Genomic DNA, 16,437 nt, shown 5'->3' with positions numbered 1-16,437 from the left:
CATTATTTAGTTTTATTTTACATTTCATATCATAAGTATTATCATCAAATACTTTTCAAATGGAACGATTTTTGGATAGGAGAGGTACGAATGAAAATCACCGATGTAGATGTGCATATTTTAAATGAATTGAGAGAAGATGCCCGCTTATCCATGAGGGAATTGTCCAAACGAGTGAATTTATCAGCACCTGCGGTAGCAGAAAGAGTGCGTAAATTAGAGGATGCAGGGATTATCGAAGGGTATTCTGTTCAAGTCAATTATAAAAAATTAGGGCTTCTGATTGACTGCCTGCTGGAAGTTACGGTGTTAAATGGGGAGTATCAGCGTTTTGTGGCTTTTATGAATGAGCATCCACGCGCCTTTTTTGCTTATCGAGTGGCAGGTCAGTCTTGTTTTTTCATTAAGCTGTCAGTTTCTTCTCTTGAAGAAATTGAAGCCTTTATTCAAGAAGTATCTGGATTTACAAAAACCGTCTCCCATATTGTCTTGTCAGAGCACTCTTTTTCCCATCCCATTCAGGAACGTGTGAAACCAATAGAAGAGCCAGAAATAACAGTGGTGAAATAAAAAGTCTTTCAGATTGTTGACAAAGGGCTAAAATGATTTTTATTTTAGCCCTTTGTATTCTTTTCAGCTTTTTATGCTGAAATATTCGTATAGTAATAATTTGAGATTAAAGGAGTTAATTCTTTTGAAGCTTTTAAAGGTAATAGATTACGCAGCATTAATGGATATGCACAGAACAAGAAGCAAAGAAAGTCACTATAATCATTTGCCTATTGACGTAGGTAACAGGGATCGTTTTTTTAGTGCTCATCCAATTGATTTACAATTTCACATCGATAACCATACAGCAAACTTAAAAAGTGGAATATTTTCTTTTCATTCAAGCATCAAATCTGGTGTAGATAAGAATGACAAGGTTTCTGGGGAAGTGTTTTTACGAAAAGAGTCAAAGCACAAGCCTAATGTAATCTTTGTACATGGATGGAGAATGGATTCATACGACAGAATCAAGAAGATTTATCACGATAAGATCGTTAAACATTATGATTGGAATATGTATTACTACACGCTGCCTTATCATTTCGATAGGGAACCACAAAATTCAACATATTCTGGTGAACAGATGATTAGCGCCAATATAAGTCGAACCGTGCAATCCTCCCAGCAAGCTATTGTTGAACTTAGAGGGCTGATTAAATGGATCAAGGAAAATGAAGGTGGGGACATAATCGTAGTTGGTATTAGTTTAGGAGGGTGGCTAACAAACTTATTAGCAACAGTCGAGAAAGACGTGAATATTATTGTATCAGTTTTTTATGCGAATAATATTGCGCATTCCATCTGGAACACTCTTCCTGGGAAGTATATACGAAGAGATCTGGAGGAACATGGGACAACGTATGAAGAACTCGACAAAGCTTGGGATATTATGAACCCTAGTAAAGCAAAGCTTCTCGTAGACAAAGAAAATGTACTCTTAATATCAGGAAAATATGACATGTATATCGACATAAACGATGCTGATACTCTGTGGAATAGCTGGGATCAACCTAAAAGGCACGTATACAGTTGTGGGCATGCTGGAATTGTACTATCTAGAAATAAAATAGCAGCCGACACACTTCAATTTATTGAAAGCAGGCTAAAGAAATAAAATGATGTTCATCCTAACTGCATTGTTGTGGGCCATGAGTTTAGTTTTGTTTCTTGCTTATCCTGAAAATGAAGATGTGATCACCTTTCTAAACAAATACATAAAAAAGCTTCGGAGAGATCCGAAGCCTTAAGAGTTTATCATACATGGAAATAAGACGCCAGCTGCTCGTTTGCTAATCGGTTTCCAACAAAGAAGGAACCAAATTCGCCGTAGCGTGCACTGACTTCATCAAAGCGCATTTCATAAACCAATTTTTTAAATTGAAGCACATCATCAGAGAAAAGGGTAACGCCCCACTCATAATCATCAAAACCAACAGAACCTGTAATGATCTGTTTTACTTTCCCAGCATAGCTTCGGCCAATTAAGCCGTGGCTTCTCATAAGAGATTTACGCTCATCCATGGAAAGCATGTACCAGTTGTCATTGCCAGAACGTCTTTTATCCATTGGATAGAAGCACACGTATTGAGAAGAAGGAAGCTCTGGATATAAGCGAGCACGTACATGCGGGTTCTCATAAGGATCTCCGCCATCGCCGCCTCCTGCTAAGTAGTTGCTGAGCTCAACAACTGAAACATAAGAATAAGCTGGAATCGTAAACTCTGCTAGCCGTGTCTTGTTGAATTCGAGTTCAATTTCACCTAGTTCTTCCATTGTCGGACGTAAAATCATGAGCATAATATCTGCTTTTTGGCCGACAATACTATAGATTGTTTGGCTCCCAGCCTTATCATGCTCAGCTGTTTTCCATTTTTCCAATAGACCTGTGAATTCATGAATGATGGCTTGGCGCTCATCACTTGTCAGCAGCTTCCAAGCTGTCCAGTCGATTGTTCTAAAATCATGCAGTGCATACCAGCCATCTAGTGTTTGAGCTGCTTCATTTGTTGTATGTTGTTCGCTCATTTCTTTCACTCCTATTAACAGTTTTCCATCTGTTCCAACTATAACATAGTTTGTCCAAATGGAGATGTGATCAAAACTTGAACGAGGAAAACAGCTTTTATCAAAATTGATTAAATTAGTTTGAAAAATAAGAATTTAATTTGTAAGCGCTATAATGTAAGTTGGTAGTTTGAATTTAGGTAGAAGAAGAGTATGCTTAAAAGAGAACGCTTTTTTTGTAAAATCAAGGAGGGTATTGAAGTGGCAGATATTTTTTCAACAGTTCAGGAAAAGGTTGCAGGTAAAGGAGTTAAGATCGTTTTTCCTGAGGGAATGGACGAACGCATTCTAACAGCCGTTCAAAAATTAGCAGATGGCAAAGTATTGCAGCCAATTGTGGTAGGAAAAAAACAAGAAGTTGAAGCTAAAGCAAAAGAACTAGGTCTTACACTTGATGGTGTTGACGTGTATGATCCTCATACATATGAAGGTTTTGAAGAGCTTGTACAAGCTTTTGTAGAAAGACGTAAAGGCAAAGCAACAGAAGAGCAAGCAAGAAAAGCATTACTAGATGAAAACTACTTCGGTACAATGCTTGTGTATAAAGGTCTTGCAGACGGACTTGTGAGCGGTGCGGCACACTCAACTGCTGATACAGTGCGTCCAGCACTTCAAATCATTAAAACAAAAGAAGGCGTAAAGAAAACATCTGGCGTCTTCATCATGGCTCGCGGCGAAGAGCAGTACGTGTTTGCTGATTGCGCAATCAACATTGCACCAGACAGCCAAGATCTAGCTGAAATTGCGATCGAAAGTGCAAACACAGCAAAAATGTTTGATATCGAGCCACGTGTGGCAATGCTTAGCTTTTCTACAAAAGGCTCAGCAAAATCAGACGAAACAGAAAAAGTATCTGAAGCAGTTCGCATTGCAAAAGAAAAGGCACCTGAGCTTGTACTTGATGGAGAATTCCAATTCGATGCAGCTTTCGTTCCTTCAGTAGCAGCGAAAAAAGCGCCAGATTCCGTCATCAAAGGCGACGCCAGCGTATTTGTTTTCCCTAGCCTTGAAGCTGGAAACATTGGCTACAAAATTGCACAGCGCTTAGGTAACTTTGAAGCTGTAGGTCCTATCCTTCAAGGTTTAAACCAGCCAGTAAACGATCTATCAAGAGGCTGTAATGCCGAAGACGTTTACAACCTTGCGCTTATCACAGCAGCTCAAGCACTATAATGATCTCGAAAAAGGCAGCCAGTACGATAGATTCGTGCTGGCTGTTTTTTTGATGACAAATGTGTACAATATAGGGGAAAAGAAAAAATTTTGATCGTAGATAAAGCCGATAGAATGGGCAGGTGCTATAATGGACGATTTAATACATAAGCTTCAGCATAAGGTCGCGGGATTAACCGAGGCACAAAGGAGAATTGCAGATTATATCGTGCAAAATCCAATGGAGGTTGCGTTTTTAACTGTAGATAAATTGGCCTCAAAAGTAGGGACGAGTACAGCGACCATCATGAGATTCTCTGCTGCTGTAGGGTATTCCGGTTTCTCCGAGCTTCAAAAAGAGCTTCAATCAAATATGAAGCATAAAGCTGCCCCTCAAACGAGACTTGAAGCGAACCTCAAGCATTCAAATAAAAGTAAGCTCCTGCATAATCATGTTGAGCTGCAATTTCAAAATATCCAGTACGCTTTAGACAATATCACGGAAGAAACCTTTCAGCATATTGTTGAAAAAATAGCCAGCTCCCGCCAGGTTCTGTGTACAAGTGTTCGAAGCGGAAGACCTGTCGGCGAGTATCTGTCACTCGGAATCAATCGGCTGTTGGGGAATTGTCAATATATTGATGCAGACAAAAGTGACTGGGTGGATGATCTCGTTCATTTTCAATCTGATGATTTCATTATAGCGGTCAGCTATCCCCGCTATGCAAAGCGTATGAAGGATTTGCTGGAGGCAGCGAAGTCATATGGGGTGGAAGTGCTTTTAATTACAGACAGCTATAGCTCTCCACTAACAAAGTATGCACAATATGTATTGCCATGTTCCTCAGCAAGTGTGAGCTCTCATAACTCTGTCGTATCTGCTATCTTTATCGTAGATTATATTTTAAGTGCCTTAGCCATTAATGATCCTGAAAGAACAAAACCACGTTTAGATCAAATCAATCATATGTTAACGAAAATGAGTTATCACACAACACATTAGTCGTGTGGTGACTCATTTTTTAATTTGATTTTTTTGAAAGCGCTTTACTAAATAAAATCGAGATGGTATGATCGTATCACAAAAGTAATAAATATTACTTTAATTAGATTAAATGTAATGAATATAACTAAAAGGGGATGATGGAAACTATGAGTACTGTTCAATTCGTGTCAAATGATCTAATAGATCGGGCAAGAAAGCTTAACTCGACCTTGCTGTCAGACGTGATGGGATGCACCGGCGCGATGGATCATCAAATCAAACCAGTTGCAAGAGGCATGAATGTAGCAGGTACAGCTTTTACCGTCAGCTTACGGCCAGGCGATAATTTATTTCTTCATCAAGCGATCTACTCTGCGAAAGAAGGAGATGTACTGATTGTTGATGGAAAAGACCATAAGGGCCATGCATATTTAGGGGAATTGATGGCAGGGGCAGCAAAGGCTGTAGGAATAGAAGGAATCGTGATTGACGGGCTTGTTCGCGACAAACTCGCTTTAGAGGAGCTGGCTTTTCCGATCTACAGTAAGGGGTTTATGCCAAATGGACCTTTTAAAGATGGTCCTGGGGAATTGAATCAAACCATCTCGTGCGGCGGTGTCAAAGTAGCACCAGGTGATTTAGTCATTGCAGACGATGATGGAGTCGTCATCGTTCCAAAGGAAAAGGCGGAACACCTGCTGACGCTAGCGGAAGAGAAACAAGCGTATGAAAATCATAGGTTACAAACGATTCAACAGTATATGAACGAAGGAAAGCAAGACATCAGTCTCTTAGCACCGGCATGGCTGGAAGGCAGAATGAAAAAATATAAGGGATAGGGGAATCTGTGATGAAGATAGGCTTTATTGGATATGGAGAAGCGGCATATGAGCTGTCAACAGGATTGAAAACAGAAGGATTAGATCAATTTTATGCGTATGATGTACTATTACAAAATGAGAAATTGGCTGGCGCGTTGAAGGAAAAAGCATCGCAGACAGGAGTTCAATTAACCAGCAGTATTAGCGAAGTCATTGAGAAATCTGATATTGTCATTGCCGCTGTGCCAGCGAATAAAACCTTAGAAGTGGCCCAATCCGTATCGGGAAGTTTGAAAGAGGATCAATTATATGTAGATGTATCGGCATCAACACCAGACATCAAAAAACAAGTGGCAAACGAAATTGAAAAGCAAAAAGCTCTATTCGTAGATGCTGCCATGCTAGGGCCTCTTCCAGTCAACAAACACAAGGTTCCGATCACGGCAAGCGGCAGTGGAACTGACCAATTCATGAAAGTAATGAATGCTTATGGCATGAATATCACAAAAATCAGTGACCAGCCAGGAGATGCTTCGGCTTTGAAGCTGATCAGAAGCGTTTATATGAAGGGGATCGTTGGTCTCATGGTTGAATTTTTGGAAATTTCAAAAAAGTACAATGTGGAACATCAAGTGATTTCTTCACTAAGCGATACAATGGATAGCAAAAGTTTTGAAGAGACCATGAACCGTCTTGTGACAGGGAGTGCACTTCATGCGAAAAGACGAGCGATCGAGCTGCTTGGCTCTATTGACATGCTGAATGAAGCAGAGGTTGATGCCAGTATGTCTCGGGCAGCACAACAGAAGCTAGAGAGATTAGCAGAGTTTCAATTCGTTGAACGGTTTAATGGGAAAAAGCCGGCCAGCTGGGAAGAAGTCATTGACGTGATGCAGCAGGGGAAATAAATTGTAAGCGTTTTATTGAACAAAGGGGAGGCGAAAAAACGATATGGGTTTTATTGCGTTGATTGTATTCATAGCTGTCATCATTATATGGAATGTCGTCGTGAAGCGGAATATGGGAGAAGCCATGCTATTAGGCTTTATTGCAACCACATTATTTGGCGGATTGGATGCATTAAGACTTTTCTGGGATGGATTAAAATTTGCATCCACATATGAGGTGCTCTATGCAGCTGTCGCATTTGTATTCATGGCCTATTTAATCGAAAAGCTGGAATTAATTCATGCACTCTTGCGAATCTTAAATTCAGTTGTAGGAAAACTTCCTGGTGGAGCGGCTTATATGAGTACGTTAGGTTCAGCAGTCTTAGGTGCTCTTTCAGGTTCAAATTCTGCAAACACAGCTGCGACTGGCTCTATCACGGCCTCTTGGATGATGAAATCAGGCTGGAGCCGAACCCATACAGCGACTATTTTAGCGGGGAATGGAGGACTTGGAGCGGCACTGCCACCGAATTCTTCCATGTTTATCATGCTGGGGTTTGCACCAATTGCAGCCCTTGTATCTGAGGGGGATTTATATATTGCGCTTTTAATAGGAGGACTGTATCAAGTCGTATACCGATTTATTTTGGTGTATATTCTGGTGAAAAAGAATAAAATTCAGGCCATGCCGCCAGATGATATTCTTCCTTTTAGGGAAGCTGTGAAACAAGGGTGGAAATCGATCTTTATTTTTTTCGGTGCCTTGATTCCTATCATTATCACAATAGGTCCGCTGGCAAACTACTTAAAAAGTAATCCAAACATCGGACCAGAGGCAATGGATCAAATTTCTTTAATTACGTGGATTCCGATTCTCATGATGTTGATTAGTTTAACAATTGGAAGAAAAAAGGCGTCTGCACTAGATTGGTCGCAGTTTTTCAAGTCGGCCATTCCTAAGTTTACAACGATCGGTGCCTTGATGCTGTTTGCTGTTGCTGCTAGTCAGGTGCTTGCTGAATTAGGATTGGCAGAAGATTTGACGCAAATCACATCAGTACTGACCATTCCGAAATGGCTCATGGTGCTCATTGTGGGTATTCTTGTCACGCTGGTGGCTGGACCATTATCTTCTACAGCCACATTAACAGCTGTTGGACTTGTCTCATTTTCAGCTTTAGTCTCAGTCGGAGTGGATCCAGTTGTGGCTGTTGTCGCCATTCTTGCTTTTTCATCAACAGAAGGCGCTTCCCCGCCGGCATCAGGATCGATTTTCATTGCTTCTGGTCTTGCAGGAGCCAGACCGGAGAAAACGTTTATACCGCTGATTCTCTACTATATGCTGCCGATCGTAGGAATTGGCTGGCTCATCGGAATGGGAATACTTCCAGTATAGAAAGGAGAAACACATGAGAGCATTGATGGAATTTTTATTTAAAGTGCTGCTTGTCCTGTTCTTAACGTCAGGAGCCCTGTTGGTATTCGGTCAAATACTAGGGATTCTTTTGCAAAAGGGAGATATGATTATTGCAAGTACGAACCTATTCAAAAACCCAACACTGGTGTTAAGCGCCTTTTTTAGTCTTGTTGGTTTCTCTCTCCATTATATTCCTGAAAAGAAAGACACCTCATTTAGCGATCATCCATCTGCATCAGCAGGTGAATCGCTCAAATAAGCAATAAAAAGCTGGATTCAGTAAATGAATCCAGCTTTTTTGCGCGCGAGAATTAGGTATTAAAACCCAATACGTACGATTCATTTTTTGGTAAATTCACTTTCAATCATATGCCTCTTGTGCTAGTAAATGGTAACATAACGGAGGACTATTTAAGGAATAGAGGTGTTTGACCATATCTGGAGCAATCATCGGTTATAAAGCAGCCTTGTATTCATTAAAGGCAGATATATCTATCAAAAAAGAACAAATCATCGAACTCAACATGTGCCGAAAAGAAATCAAAGAGGCAAAATGGGCCCTGTCAGATGCCAGCAAAAAAATCACTCATCCAGATCTGACATCACATACATGGTTTGGCCATCTTGCAGATACGTTTAATGACATTCGAGACGAAATGGCTTCCGCCAGTCAGGAAATAAAAGGTGTACAGCTAACCAATCTATTAAATCGAATCAATGAGAAAATCAGTGATTTAACATCGGAGATCCATTCGTTAGAACATGAAATTCATTCGGTTGAAAGAAAAATAGAGAAAGAAAAGCAGAAACAACTGGAAGAAAAAAGAGGGTAGCACATGACGAGAGAAATTAAAATAGATGCCAGTCAGATCAAACGAGTATTACAGCATGCAAAACAATCAGGCGCTCAAATGAATACAGCCCTTCCAACCACCATCAAAGGGAGAAATCAGCTCCTGACGGCAGACACAATAGAAAAGATCAATCATCAGCTGAACGAATTAAGTACATCCTATATAGGCATTCTTCAGAAACAGCTTGTACAAACAGAACAAGCGGTGAACACCATGATTGAAACGGACAAGGCGCTTGCTTTCAGCAGTAAAAGAAAATAAAGGAGAACGCAATGAAAACCCTTGACGCCTTTGTGCTAATAAACGGAATAGATCAAACGCTGAATGCGTTAAAGCAGCAGTCGCAGCAAATCAGCTCCCTAGAAAAACAAATCAATCACATCATCTCACTCGATGGCGCACTAAAGGGAGAGGCGGGACAAGCCATCCGCGCCTTTTATACAGAATGCCATATTCCCTTTCTGCAATTCTTTCAGGTCGTCATTGAGGAATATAGCGCTGCATTAAAAAACACAAAGCAGGCTCTTCACGCATTAGAATCAAATGAGCACGGATTTATCTCACAAGCATTTATCGAACATGATCTTGATCAAGGCTTAAAAAAAGCTGAACGAACAATTTCTGAAATCGTATCAGAGGTAAACCACGCCATTGGCAGAGTTGGTCATATTGTTCATTTACCAAATGTAGATGAATCAGCTTTTCAGCAAAACTATCAAAAGGCATGGCTCGAGACCTCAAAAACCATTGGTCTGCTTCATGCATTTGACCGGGAGCAGACAAGTGCTTTACATGAAACCAAAAGCTCCCTTCAAACAATGAAGCAATACATCGATACCTTAAGTCCCATGTTCACCGGCCCAAAAATCGACATCACGAGCTATCAAAAGGGATCTATTTTCAAAGATGAAAAAGAAGAAAAAGTAAGCAGCACCATCAGTGGATTGAAGGATAAAATAGACAACCCAAAAGACAATCCAATGATGATCATGCTGAAGAAACTGAAAGAGAAACAACACGCGAATGTGGAGACGGTTGTTCGGAATGACACCTATAAAAACATCAGTAAACAAGTGTCAGCAAACGATCCATCGCTTACGACATTGCAAAGGGAAGCCGTGAACGGGAAAAACAAGATTCATAGAGACATCAGGGTCATAAATGGTAGACTATACAACGTAAAAGGCATTAAAAAGTTAAAAGAATTCGACATCGCAGATGAAGTCGTCACGGACCCGTCGGATATTGATTTTATTGGCGGACGATACACCGTTTACGCCAATAAACAAATCATCCGAACGTATATCGCAAACGGCGAAATAAGAATAGAAGAAGTCGACAAAATTCCAGAAAGCCGCAGCCGTGGCAACGCTAAACGCATATTAGACGGTGAAGTCGTCTCAACCACCGAAAATATCATCCTAGAATACAGCGGCATCTACGACGGCTACCGAGCCGTTACTGGCAAAGACCCAGAAACCAGCCAAAACATCAGCAGAACAGACCAAGCCCTATCCGCAGCCTCTATCATCCCAATGACGAAGATAGTGAAGGTTGGGAAATATGTTTTTAGGTTGGATCAAGGGAAGAATGTGATGAGGGTTAAAACACCTACTTACGGTAAACAATCCGTACCAAAAGGACCGTACCGTGAAGTAAATGGTTTCCCTGCAAAAGTAAAATCAGGAGCTCAAGAAAAACATATTCCAGAAACACCAAATTATAAGCAAGAAGTAGCAAATGGAAAAAAGAAAAGCATTTTTTACGGAGATAATAAAAAGGCACAGGAATTGCTGGATAAATATGCAGGGACAGGCAAAGAATTGGGTAAGAATAAAGAAAGGATAGACTTTGGCCAAGCGATAGGAAAATACTATAATATTGATACTGGAAAGTATGAAGAGACTACTAAGGGAATGATACATTATGGGAAAGATGGTGCTCATATCGTACCAGCGAGGCCTTAGTATGGTGAATTGGAGGTAAAAAATGGGTTATGATCCTTTGATTGGAACATTAATAAAGTATGAAAAAAAAGATATAATATTGGAATGGAATAGTGGATTGAAAATCTTAGGAAGACTAGATACAGTTTTTGAAACAGATAACATGTTAGATGAAGAGGATATTAATTTTACGGAATATATTGCTGCCGCTTTCCAAGTAAATGATATTCTATCTCATCCTAATGAAAACAGTGGCAGTGTATACGATTGGTTAATTCAAGAGAAAAGCTCTTTAGTTGAGATATCTCTTTATGATGATCCACCAAATAAGATTTTGGTAGATGGTCAAATAGTATGGGAATTGGCAGATGAGTAACAATTGACAAGCCCTCGGTAAGAGGGCCTTTTTATTATTTATGAGTTAGCGAAATATGCTTCAAGTTGATCGTTGGCAAAACCGGTTTCTGTAGGTTCATAACTGGGGCAGTTTGGGCTGAAATATGATAGCGCATGTGTATCATCAAAGCTCAATAAATATTATTAACAGTAAAGTACCATTGAATGATTTAAATAAAACCTTGAAAATAGGAGCGTTCAATGAACAAAAAACAACAACTAACGAAACAAATCCAAACCGTCATCAACATCCTAGAAAAAGAATATCCACAAGAAATCAATCAAGGTGTTCTCCAATTAATATACAAAAGATATAAAAATGCACAAAGGATCATTCAGAACAATGAAGATCTCCAAAAGATTATGATCATTGGCGGGGTGAGAGCTTATTTGGATAGTTATAATGACTATCTAAACCCCTTTCTAGATGAATTACATAAAGCAGAGAGTTTGCTTAAAGAAATGCTGTCATAGATAGGAAGGTTGTCTGTAGTACTGGAATCAAGTCTTGTATCGGGCAGCAAAACAGAGAAAGGAATGCATATGGAACATAAACAACACAAAAACAAAAAAACATCCAACTGGCTATTAAGTATCAGTGTTCTGATTGTTATAGGAACAGCTTTGCTGAGAGGAGTTTCTTACTCAGATGCTGATTATCGCGGTTTCCCTATTGATTGGCTAGTTCTGCACGGACATCATACTTTTGAATTTCTAGTGTGGGGTTTTATACTTGACGTGGTCATTTTCTATTTTCTTTTAAAAATGCTCCTTCGTTTGTATAAAAGGGTGATGAAAAAATCAGCAACTTAAAATAGAGGAGGCTCTTAAAATGCTCAATTTACCTCAAATCCCACATCTGCACGTGAATAAACCAGCAAGTGACATACATATCAAAGAGGCAGAATCCCAGCTAAACATGCTGCTGCCCCATGTTTATAAGGAACTGCTGAAACAGACAAATGGATGTTCCATTGGCGGTGAGGTGCTTCTATACGGTACGGAGGACATGGCGGAACGCAATGCAACATGGGAGGTTCAGCAATATGCAAGCGGCTATGTGGCAATTGGCGACGATGGCGGCGGGCAAGTATTTCTCATGCGGCTGGCTGAAGAGGAGAAAAAGGTATGGATCGTGGATGCTGGTGTAATGGACCCTCAGCATGCAGAGCTCCTGACCGACAACTTTCTGAAATGGGTGAGTGAGGGCTGTATCATAGAAGCGTAATCGAAAACCAAATCATCCAACTGAAACGCTCTGTGACGCCAAATGTCATAGAGCTTTTTTGCATTCTCCCCCCATTCATCCCATGGTATAATAAACACAGTTTATGAACGAGAGGATATGCAGGAGATGAAAAATGAACCTATTGAGTTACTGACACAGCCAAAATGGCGAATCATCGATCAGTCGAGTCTTGGTCTCTATGTGGACCCGAAGCAATCTTTTGCGATGGATGATACGCTTTGCGCGTCGGTGGGGAAGGGCCTCTCACCAGCGACAGCCCGTTCTTGGGTGCATCACAATACGATTGTGCTTGGGATTCAGGATACAAGACTTCCATTTCTCCAAGATGGCGTAAAGCTGCTTGAGGAAGAGGGATATCGTGTGATTGTGCGCAACTCAGGGGGTCTTGCTGTGGTGCTGGATGAAGGTGTACTGAATGTGTCTTTAATTTTTGCGGAACAAAAGAAGGGCATTGATATTGACCGCGGGTATGATGCGATGGTGGAATTGATCCGCCGGATGCTGTCGATGTATGATGTGGACATTGAAGCCTATGAAATAGTCGGCTCTTATTGTCCAGGCAGCTACGATTTAAGTATCAATGGAAAGAAATTTGCAGGCATTTCTCAGCGTAGATTACGCGGTGGGGTCGCTGTGCAAATTTATTTGTGTGCAGATGGAAGCGGGCGTGAACGTGCCGACTTGATCCGCCGTTTTTATGACGCCGCCTTAAAGGATAAACGGCAAGAAGTGAAGACAGTATTTCCTGATATACAGCCGGATACGATGGCATCCTTATCAGAATTAATTGGTGAACCGATTGATTGTACGCTTCTTATGCGTTTATTACTAGAGGAGCTTCAAAAGCTTAGTGATCAGCTGACAGCATCAGGATTGAACGCAGAAGAACAGCTGGAATTTGAGAAAAACATGACGCGGATGATTGAGCGCAATGAAAAGGTGTTTTCGTAAACATCAGCCTTTTCATCTTGAAAAGAGTAGAGGTGAAGTGATGAAAACAAAGCTTGAGAAAGCCATTGAACTTCGAAAAAGTGGACATCTTCAAGAATCAAATGAAATGCTGTCTCATCTTGTAGAGGAGTATCCAGACGATGCCTCTATTCATTATCAATGTGCCTGGAGTTATGACCTGTTAGGTGAGGAAAGGCAAGCTGTCTTTTTTTATGAAAGGGCGATTGAGTTAGGATTGTCTTCAGAAGAACTAGAAGACGCTTTACTAGGGTTAGGAAGTACATACAGAACTTTAGGAGTATATGAAAAATCAAAACAGATATTCCTAAAAGGGATGGAAACTTATCCGGACAACAAAGCCATTCAAACGTTCTATGCCATACTTTGTATAATTTAAAGGAACATAGCAAAGCAATGGAAATATTACTGAACTGTTTAACTGAAACGACAAAAGATCCTGCTATTTTAAGTTATCGAAAGTGATTGATTTTTATTCAAATCAGTTAGATACATTGTGGAAATAATATATTGATTTGGTTACTTGAATAGATTTGGAGGGGCAATGTGATGAAAGAATCCCCTCCTTTGTTATGGAATTTTATATGTGATAGTCATTTGTGGCGTAAGAAAGAAGGTAAATTTGTTGTCAATATTCACCACGTATTACCCGCTGTTTATGCTTTGTGTTTTGTCTGTGTTGTATGTGATGTATCGTATTCAGCCGCTTGCCTCTACTGTTAAAAAAATCATCATTGTGCTCTGTGTGTTAACAAATGCCGCATATATTTGCTGGCGTCTCTTTTTTACACTGCCGCATGAAGGTACATTTAATATAATAATGGGCATCTTGCTTGTAGCCTGTGAATGTATTGGATTTTTACAGCTGCTTGTGTTTTATACACTTGTTTGGAAGCCTTCAAATCGAAAACAAGTCATGATCAGTGATTTGGACAGACTGCCAACAGTTGATATTTTCATAGCTACATATAATGAACCGATTGAAGTGCTGAAACGCACTGTTGCAGGCTGTTTGAATCTGTCTTATCCAAAAGGCAGCGTCCACATTTATTTATGTGATGATGGCAAGAGGGAGTCTGTGGAGCAGCTTGCATCTGAGTTTGGCGTTCATTATCTGACAAGAACAGATAACAAGTTTGCTAAGGCGGGTAATTTAAACCATGCGATGTCTCAAACGAATGGGGAACTGATTCTCACACTTGATGCTGATATGGTCCCCCTTCCTGCCTTCTTAGAAAAGACAGTGCCTTACTTTCATGATGGAGCGACTGCGTTTGTTCAAGTTCCACAGGCGTTTTATAACGAAGATCCTTTCCAATATAATATGTTCTCGAAGGATCGAATTCCAAATGAACAGGACTTCTTCATGCAAACCCTCCAAGCTGGTAAGGATCGGTTCAATGCGGTGATGTATGTCGGGAGTAATACTGTATTTAGAAGAACGGCCTTAGAGGAAATTGGCGGATTTGCTACTGGAGTGATTACAGAAGACATGGCGACCGGAATGCTTCTCCAAGGGAAGTTCAAATCTGTGTCTGTCGGAGAAGTATTAGCCGTCGGTCTGGCACCTGAAAGCTGGCTTGACTTGTTAAAGCAGAGAGACCGGTGGTCGAGAGGGAACATTCAGTGCGCCCGTAAGTTTAATCCATTGAAGGTTCGCGGCTTAACGCTTATGCAGCGAGTTCTTTATTTAGATGGCATTGTGTATTGGTTTAACGGTTTGTTTAAAATGATTTACATTCTTACACCAATATTGTTTTTATTATTTGGTATTCAAAGTTTCTGGGCCGATTTCCAGTCCATTTTTATGTTTTGGCTGCCGGCGTTCTTTAGTTCGTATTTAGCGTTTAAACTGGTGTCGAATCAAAAACGAAGTATGTTTTGGAGTCATATTTACGAAAGCTCTATGGCATTCCACTTGGCTGGTGTAGCTTTAAGTGAGCTGTTTTTGAAGAAGAGGGTTGAATTCCTTGTCACGCCGAAGGGAATTCAAACGGACAAGAGACATTTCCATTTAAAAACGATGATTCCTCATTTGATCTTCTTGCTGCTCTCATTGCTTGTCCTTGTGAAAATAGGATACGATATGAAGGTAAGTGGGACGATGAATGCTGATCTCACGTTGATTAATATTTTTTGGGTGCTTTATAACGGTGCAGGTCTATTCATGGCACTGATTGTGGCGTTTGATCGTCCGCGTTATCGAAAATCAGAGCGGTTTGTCATAGAAAAAGAGGGGCAGCTCTGTTCTGATCGTCAAGATGAGTCGATTGCTTGTTTTCTACTAGACATGAGTGATTCAGGTGCGCGTCTATCCATTCCATTGGATCAAGCTTCTTCTTTAAATCAAGGACAAATGCAATTGTTCTTTTCAGAGGATCAAAGTGTGGCGTGTGATGTGGTTTGGAGCCATCCAGATGGAGACAAGCTGATGGTTGGTGTTGCTTTTACTGATACAGAAAAATCAGAGTACCTATCATTGATCCGTTTCTTATTCACACGAGAGCATGTATCGATAACGGATCGTGAGAAAAAATCCTATGCTGTTCGGACATTTCTCCGCTTTATAAGAGAAACGGAGAAAGTACCAAGGGCCTTGCGGCGCAAATGGGTGAGAAGACCGTTGCAAGGTGTGGCAGGCACGCTGTCCTATGAGGGCCGGTTAGAAGAGAAGATGCCGGTGAACATACATGATATTAGTTTATCTGGGTGCAAAATCGAGTCTGAAGCTTCAATTGAATTACATGAGAAAGTGCTGATCACCATTGACACAGAATCTCTCACAGATCAGCCGGCGATTGCAGTCTGGACATCACAAAAACGCGGCCGCACAATGGCCGGACTCAAGTTTGTTCAGCCTGAAATCAAGCAGATAGAAGAAAGAGAGGAAGTGGTTTCTTGAAATCCAAAAACGGCGGTTACCTCTATTTACTATGGCTTCCTGTCATCATGGGAGCCGGCTACGGCATTTCGCTTTTAGTGCCATTTCTTCAGCCTGTCCTGACACTTGGCATTGCAGGTCTTTATATTTTTATGTTTGGTGATTTTCAGGTAAGGCAGGTCAGGTATATTTTTATGTTTGTGTTTTTGATCAATGTCCTTTTTAGTGTGATGCTATTTTTGGGCATTTAAAAAAGTGCTTCCC

Annotated in this window: 19 protein-coding genes and 1 pseudogene; 19 read left to right on the top strand and 1 reads right to left on the bottom strand. The window is 40.6% G+C overall.

Going from position 1 to position 16,437, the window contains the following annotated elements; all coding sequences use genetic code 11:
* The first annotated feature begins 90 nt into the window (after positions 1 to 90).
* Positions 91 to 570: an Lrp/AsnC family transcriptional regulator gene (locus NST65_RS17450; RefSeq protein WP_041115465.1), complete on the top strand. Its 480-nt coding sequence runs from the start codon at positions 91 to 93 to the stop codon at positions 568 to 570.
* Between the two features lie 124 nt (positions 571 to 694).
* Complete coding sequence (locus NST65_RS17445; protein WP_041115467.1) at positions 695 to 1,663, top strand: alpha/beta hydrolase family protein; 969 nt, start codon at positions 695 to 697, stop codon at positions 1,661 to 1,663.
* A gap of 140 nt (positions 1,664 to 1,803) precedes the next feature.
* Here NST65_RS17445 and hemQ read toward each other — a convergent pair whose 3' ends face one another.
* Entirely contained in the window at positions 1,804 to 2,574 is a 771-nt protein-coding gene (hemQ, locus tag NST65_RS17440) for a hydrogen peroxide-dependent heme synthase (protein ID WP_034281267.1), read from the bottom strand.
* Positions 2,575 to 2,814: 240 nt separating this feature from the next.
* Between hemQ and pta the strand changes: the two genes are divergently transcribed.
* From pta to NST65_RS17355, 17 genes and pseudogenes are all read left to right on the top strand, one after another.
* A complete protein-coding gene (gene pta, locus NST65_RS17435; RefSeq protein WP_024423792.1) occupies positions 2,815 to 3,786 on the top strand; it encodes a phosphate acetyltransferase in 972 nt (323 codons plus the stop codon).
* A 130-nt stretch (positions 3,787 to 3,916) separates the two neighbouring features.
* Positions 3,917 to 4,768: a MurR/RpiR family transcriptional regulator gene (locus NST65_RS17430; protein ID WP_041115469.1), complete on the top strand. Its 852-nt coding sequence runs from the start codon at positions 3,917 to 3,919 to the stop codon at positions 4,766 to 4,768.
* 149 nt (positions 4,769 to 4,917) lie between these two features.
* Positions 4,918 to 5,589, top strand: a complete 672-nt coding sequence (locus NST65_RS17425) for an RraA family protein (RefSeq protein ID WP_111926900.1) — start codon at positions 4,918 to 4,920, stop codon at positions 5,587 to 5,589.
* An 11-nt stretch (positions 5,590 to 5,600) separates the two neighbouring features.
* On the top strand, positions 5,601 to 6,479 hold the full coding sequence (locus NST65_RS17420) for a prephenate dehydrogenase/arogenate dehydrogenase family protein (RefSeq protein ID WP_111926898.1): 879 nt from the start codon (positions 5,601 to 5,603) through the stop codon (positions 6,477 to 6,479).
* A 43-nt stretch (positions 6,480 to 6,522) separates the two neighbouring features.
* Complete coding sequence (locus NST65_RS17415) at positions 6,523 to 7,857, top strand: TRAP transporter large permease subunit (protein ID WP_041115475.1); 1,335 nt, start codon at positions 6,523 to 6,525, stop codon at positions 7,855 to 7,857.
* A 13-nt stretch (positions 7,858 to 7,870) separates the two neighbouring features.
* Positions 7,871 to 8,137 (top strand): hypothetical protein, encoded by a 267-nt coding sequence (locus NST65_RS17410; protein ID WP_041115477.1) that lies wholly within the window; start codon positions 7,871 to 7,873, stop codon positions 8,135 to 8,137.
* A 175-nt stretch (positions 8,138 to 8,312) separates the two neighbouring features.
* Positions 8,313 to 8,711, top strand: a complete 399-nt coding sequence (locus NST65_RS17405) for a DUF5082 family protein (RefSeq protein WP_034281454.1) — start codon at positions 8,313 to 8,315, stop codon at positions 8,709 to 8,711.
* Positions 8,712 to 8,714: 3 nt separating this feature from the next.
* Positions 8,715 to 8,993: a YwqI/YxiC family protein gene (locus NST65_RS17400; RefSeq protein WP_046312888.1), complete on the top strand. Its 279-nt coding sequence runs from the start codon at positions 8,715 to 8,717 to the stop codon at positions 8,991 to 8,993.
* Between the two features lie 11 nt (positions 8,994 to 9,004).
* Positions 9,005 to 10,699 carry a T7SS effector LXG polymorphic toxin gene (locus NST65_RS17395; protein ID WP_111926896.1) on the top strand — a complete coding sequence of 565 codons (1,695 nt, stop codon included), beginning with the start codon at positions 9,005 to 9,007 and terminating at the stop codon, positions 10,697 to 10,699.
* A 22-nt stretch (positions 10,700 to 10,721) separates the two neighbouring features.
* Positions 10,722 to 11,054, top strand: a complete 333-nt coding sequence (locus NST65_RS17390; RefSeq protein ID WP_111926894.1) for a hypothetical protein — start codon at positions 10,722 to 10,724, stop codon at positions 11,052 to 11,054.
* Positions 11,055 to 11,275: 221 nt separating this feature from the next.
* Positions 11,276 to 11,548 carry a hypothetical protein gene (locus NST65_RS17385; protein WP_034281259.1) on the top strand — a complete coding sequence of 91 codons (273 nt, stop codon included), beginning with the start codon at positions 11,276 to 11,278 and terminating at the stop codon, positions 11,546 to 11,548.
* 69 nt (positions 11,549 to 11,617) lie between these two features.
* Positions 11,618 to 11,887: a hypothetical protein gene (locus tag NST65_RS17380; protein ID WP_111927021.1), complete on the top strand. Its 270-nt coding sequence runs from the start codon at positions 11,618 to 11,620 to the stop codon at positions 11,885 to 11,887.
* Between the two features lies 1 nt (position 11,888).
* Entirely contained in the window at positions 11,889 to 12,302 is a 414-nt protein-coding gene (locus NST65_RS17375; RefSeq protein ID WP_258521769.1) for an SMI1/KNR4 family protein, read from the top strand.
* 126 nt (positions 12,303 to 12,428) lie between these two features.
* Positions 12,429 to 13,274: a biotin/lipoate A/B protein ligase family protein gene (locus NST65_RS17370; RefSeq protein ID WP_111926892.1), complete on the top strand. Its 846-nt coding sequence runs from the start codon at positions 12,429 to 12,431 to the stop codon at positions 13,272 to 13,274.
* 40 nt (positions 13,275 to 13,314) lie between these two features.
* A pseudogene (locus NST65_RS17365) lies at positions 13,315 to 13,798 on the top strand (tetratricopeptide repeat protein).
* Positions 13,799 to 13,917: 119 nt separating this feature from the next.
* Positions 13,918 to 16,194, top strand: coding sequence for a glycosyltransferase (locus NST65_RS17360; protein ID WP_111926890.1), 2,277 nt, complete (start codon positions 13,918 to 13,920; stop codon positions 16,192 to 16,194).
* The gene (locus tag NST65_RS17355) at positions 16,191 to 16,424 is read left to right on the top strand and encodes a DUF5970 family protein (RefSeq protein ID WP_024426379.1); all 234 of its coding nucleotides are present in this window, start codon (positions 16,191 to 16,193) and stop codon (positions 16,422 to 16,424) included. Before NST65_RS17360 ends, NST65_RS17355 begins: the two co-directional genes overlap by 4 nt.
* Positions 16,425 to 16,437 lie beyond the last annotated feature (13 nt).

The sequence above is a fragment of the Bacillus sp. FSL P4-0248 genome (assembly GCF_038593305.1).
In the GTDB taxonomy this organism is placed as follows: domain Bacteria; phylum Bacillota; class Bacilli; order Bacillales; family Bacillaceae; genus Bacillus; species Bacillus safensis.
The sequence above is the reverse complement of the archived record's forward strand: the minus strand, read 5'-3'. Positions and strand labels throughout refer to the sequence as shown.